Below are 3711 nucleotides of genomic sequence, written 5' to 3'. Positions count from 1 at the left end.
TTTTTCTTCTACTATATTTTGTAATTTCATAATTCATTTTCTCAAAAATTCCCTGCTTCTTCCATTGCCTGAACTGCTCATACACAGTCTTCCATAGCGGAAAATCATTTGGTAAATACCGCCATTGACACCCTGTACGCAATACATAGAAAATTGCTTCTAATATTTCTCTTTTGCTATACTTTGGCGGCCTTCCTCCTTTCTTGTATGATACTCTGAAGTGTTTTTCTATTCTTGCCCATTCCCTTTCGCTTAGATCTGTTGGATACTTTTTTCTCATCTTTACCCCGTACTAAAATTTCAGATATTATAGCCTTTTACTTGTTTCCGGACAACCTCTAACATTAACCCAAGCTTTAGGGGTATTTTATGGATCAGAAGACAGATAAGTTTCCACAATTTTTAAAAATGTTGTGCTTTGTTGAAATGTGGGAACGTTTCTCTTACTATGGAATGAGGGCACTTTTGGTCCTATTTTTGACTTCTCACTTAGGTTTCACTGATGAGAGGGCCTTTACTATTTACTCATTATTTGCTGCAACAGGTTATGCTATACCAATACTTGGAGGTTTTTTAGCTGATAAGTTGATGGGATTCCGCAACATGGTGTTGCTTGGAGGGATAGTGATGATAGCAGGTCATGCTTGCATGTCATTGGTTAAGTTTGAACCAGGTTGATTATATTTAGGTTTATCTCTAATAGCCATAGGTACTGGTATGTTTAAAGGGAACGTAACTTACTTAGTTCATGCTATGGCAAAGACGATCCTGAACGTAGCAGAGGCTTTACTTTATTTTACGTAGGTGTGAATATTGGAGCAATATTGGCTTCTATTTCATGTGGTTATGTAGCCCACTTGTTTGGCTGGCACTACGGCTTTGGTTTAGCTGGTATTGGGATGTCTATAGGGCTAATCTTTTTTCTCAAATTTCAGAATCTTTTAGGAGATAGCGGCCTTTCTCCTTATCCAGAGCTTATGAATAAGCGCATATTAGGGATTAAAATTTTTGATATAGTATTGATAGGAAGCTTTCTGTCATCATCAATAATTGCTAAAATGCTTATACATAGTGAATTTTTTACTAATATGCTCATATTTATTGGAATAACAGCTCTGGGCATATTTATTTATATAATATCTAAATTATCAGCAGAACAAAGACGAAAATTAGTGGCATTATCTATTCTTGTGGTATTTTTCTTGTGTTTTTTTGCTTTAGAAATGCAGCTTGGCTCTTTGGTTAACTTATTCACCGAAAGAAACGTTATTAACAATGTATTAGGTATAACAATCCCAGCTTCAGTTTCTCAAGCCATAAATCCTTTGTCAATTATAATATTTGGCTTTCTTTTTGGAACATACATGAAGTTTAAGCAAAAATATGCAACTTCCATGTTTACCCTTGGCCTTCTGACAATGGCTATGTGTTTTTTCACACTGTACATAGGATGTTTAAACTCTAACATTGAAGGTAAAGTAGAATACTTATATTTAATAATTGCTATCTCCTTTATGGGACTGGGAGAATTATGTATTGCTCCATTAGTCCAAGAACAAGCAACTACACTAGCCCCCAAAAACCTTAGAGGAGTAGTGATGGGTATAGTAATGCTGTCATTAGCGTTTTCTAACCTAGCCGGAGTTGCAATATCAAAATTTATGTCAGTTCCTTCAGTAAATGGTAAAATAAATTATTTAGAATCTTTAGAAATATATAAAGAGGGTTTTTTAAAGGTGGGAATATTTAATTTAATGCTCGTTATTGTATTTTTATTCTTCTTCAATTTTATACATAAAGTTGTTACTAACTCATCTTGTACAAAAAATTGATATAGGTAAGCTCAAATTTGTAGGTTTAAGGTACCCGTTCAGCAGAGGTAGCAATTAAACTTTGTAACTTTTGAAAAAGATTATGATTGCATTTTTTCAATACTCTTTGCTTAAGATTTATATTTAACGCTGCTTAAAATCAGTGAAATGCACACCCCAGCAAACTACTCTGCCGAGCTTCCAACACTTTCACATTTACTATTTTGTCCCTGTATTTATCTTCAGAATCATCAATGCACACTGATTGCATATATGGGCTTTTACCAATAATTTGGTTTTGGTGTTTACCTTTTTTATCGCTAAATAGAACAGGTATAGTTTTACCTACCATACTCTGGTTAAACTCAAGTTGTTGCTTACTAATTAATTTCTGTAAACGAAGAAGGCGCTCTGTTTTAACCTCTGCTGGTACTTGATCTTTTCTTTCCGCTCCCGGTGTGCCTGGTCTTGGGCTGTATTTAAAACTATAAGCCTGAGCATATCTAACTTTTTCTACTAATTTCATAGTTTCTTCAAAATCTTTTTCGGTTTCTCCAGGAAAACCAACAATAAAATCAGAAGAAAATTCGATTTCAGGTTTCAATTTGCGAAATCTGTCTATTATTTCCAAATACTCCTCTGCAGTGTGTTTCCTGTTCATCGCGTGCAATATTTTATTCGAACCAGACTGCACAGGCAGGTGAACAAACGGCATGAGCTTTGGCTCTTCCGCATGTGCCAAGTAGAGAGATTCATGCATATCTCTTGGATGAGAAGTTGTATAACGAATCCTCTCTAGCTTTTCAATTTTAGCAATATGACTAATTAATTTTCCTAAATCCCACACTTCCCCTTCGCACTCCCCATGGTAAGCATTGACGTTCTGACCAAGCAAATTGATCTCATTTGCCCCATTTGCAACTAATTTCAATGCTTCACGAAATATTTCATTCACTGGCCGTGAATACTCAGCTCCACGAGTATAGGGCACTACACAAAACGTACAAAATTTATCACAACCCTCTTGTATGGCAAGAAACGCAGAAGACCCCTGGCTATTGCCATAGCATTCATCTGGCAATTTATCAAACTTTGCAACTTCAGGAAAATCAGTGTTTATTACATGACCTTTACTTCTGCTTGCTTTGACTATCAGCTCCGGTAAGGTAGCGATACTCTGCGGACCAACAACAATATCAACAAAAGGAGCCCTTCTGAACACTTCTTCTCCCTCTGCTTGCGCTACACACCCAGCCACCACTATAGTCATTTCTTTTCGTAACGAATGAATCTTCCCAAGCTCTGAGTAAAGTTTTTCTGCTGCCTTCTCTCTAATGTGACAAGTATTCAGTATCACTAAATCGGCTTTCCCTGCATCACTAACAACGTTGAACCCCAAAGGTTTAATTACATTTTCCATTAAAACGGAGTCATAAACGTTCATCTGACAGCCGTAAGTTTTAATATATAGGCCTTTCATATTTGGTATGTCTTTTTCAAAATTTCTTCACCCTACACGTAAATGTCTAACAGACCAGCGCGTGACGCTAGTGAACTTGCTAGCACAATAGATTTTGACAAAATTATACGAAAAACTGGATCCCAGTGTCAAGCACTGGGATGACAAGTTCTCGGCAACCCCTACGTCATACCATCACGGTATCTCTAGATCCCGCTAACAAGTAGCGGGATGACGGTTGTCAGGGTGTCATGAAAGTAGCTAACACTGGCTTCCATCCAAGAGGGCAGTGCCCTCTTCTTGTCATCCCAGTGCTCGACACTGGGATGGCTTTGTTGCATCGCTACTTATGAAAGGCTAACTATAGTTAGGATTATAAGCAACCTATTGAAAATCTTGTTTTTTTGCAATCAATCTGATCAAATTTAAGAATAGTAATTT

At 36.8% G+C, this 3711-nt stretch carries 3 protein-coding genes and 1 pseudogene; 2 read left to right on the top strand and 2 right to left on the bottom strand.

Annotation, left to right across the window (positions count from 1 at the left end):
- A partial coding sequence (locus OZD64_RS03540; RefSeq protein WP_044471353.1) for an IS5 family transposase occupies positions 1 to 280 on the bottom strand: 280 nt, incomplete at its 3' end.
- An 89-nt stretch (positions 281 to 369) separates the two neighbouring features.
- Here OZD64_RS03540 and OZD64_RS03535 point away from each other — a divergent pair.
- Both OZD64_RS03535 and OZD64_RS03530 read left to right on the top strand, forming a co-directional pair.
- Complete coding sequence (locus tag OZD64_RS03535) at positions 370 to 678, top strand: hypothetical protein (protein WP_244263350.1); 309 nt, start codon at positions 370 to 372, stop codon at positions 676 to 678.
- A gap of 119 nt (positions 679 to 797) precedes the next feature.
- Positions 798 to 1832: pseudogene (locus OZD64_RS03530) on the top strand (POT-type proton-dependent oligopeptide transporter); the annotation flags it as partial.
- Positions 1833 to 1971: 139 nt separating this feature from the next.
- Here OZD64_RS03530 and miaB read toward each other — a convergent pair.
- A complete protein-coding gene (miaB, locus tag OZD64_RS03525) occupies positions 1972 to 3291 on the bottom strand; it encodes a tRNA (N6-isopentenyl adenosine(37)-C2)-methylthiotransferase MiaB (protein WP_038198725.1) in 1320 nt (439 codons plus the stop codon).
- Positions 3292 to 3711: the final 420 nt, after the last annotated feature.

The organism is Wolbachia endosymbiont of Drosophila tristis, assembly GCF_028981745.1.
GTDB classification, from domain to species: domain Bacteria; phylum Pseudomonadota; class Alphaproteobacteria; order Rickettsiales; family Anaplasmataceae; genus Wolbachia; species Wolbachia pipientis.
The sequence above is the reverse complement of the archived record's forward strand: the minus strand, read 5'-3'. Positions and strand labels throughout refer to the sequence as shown.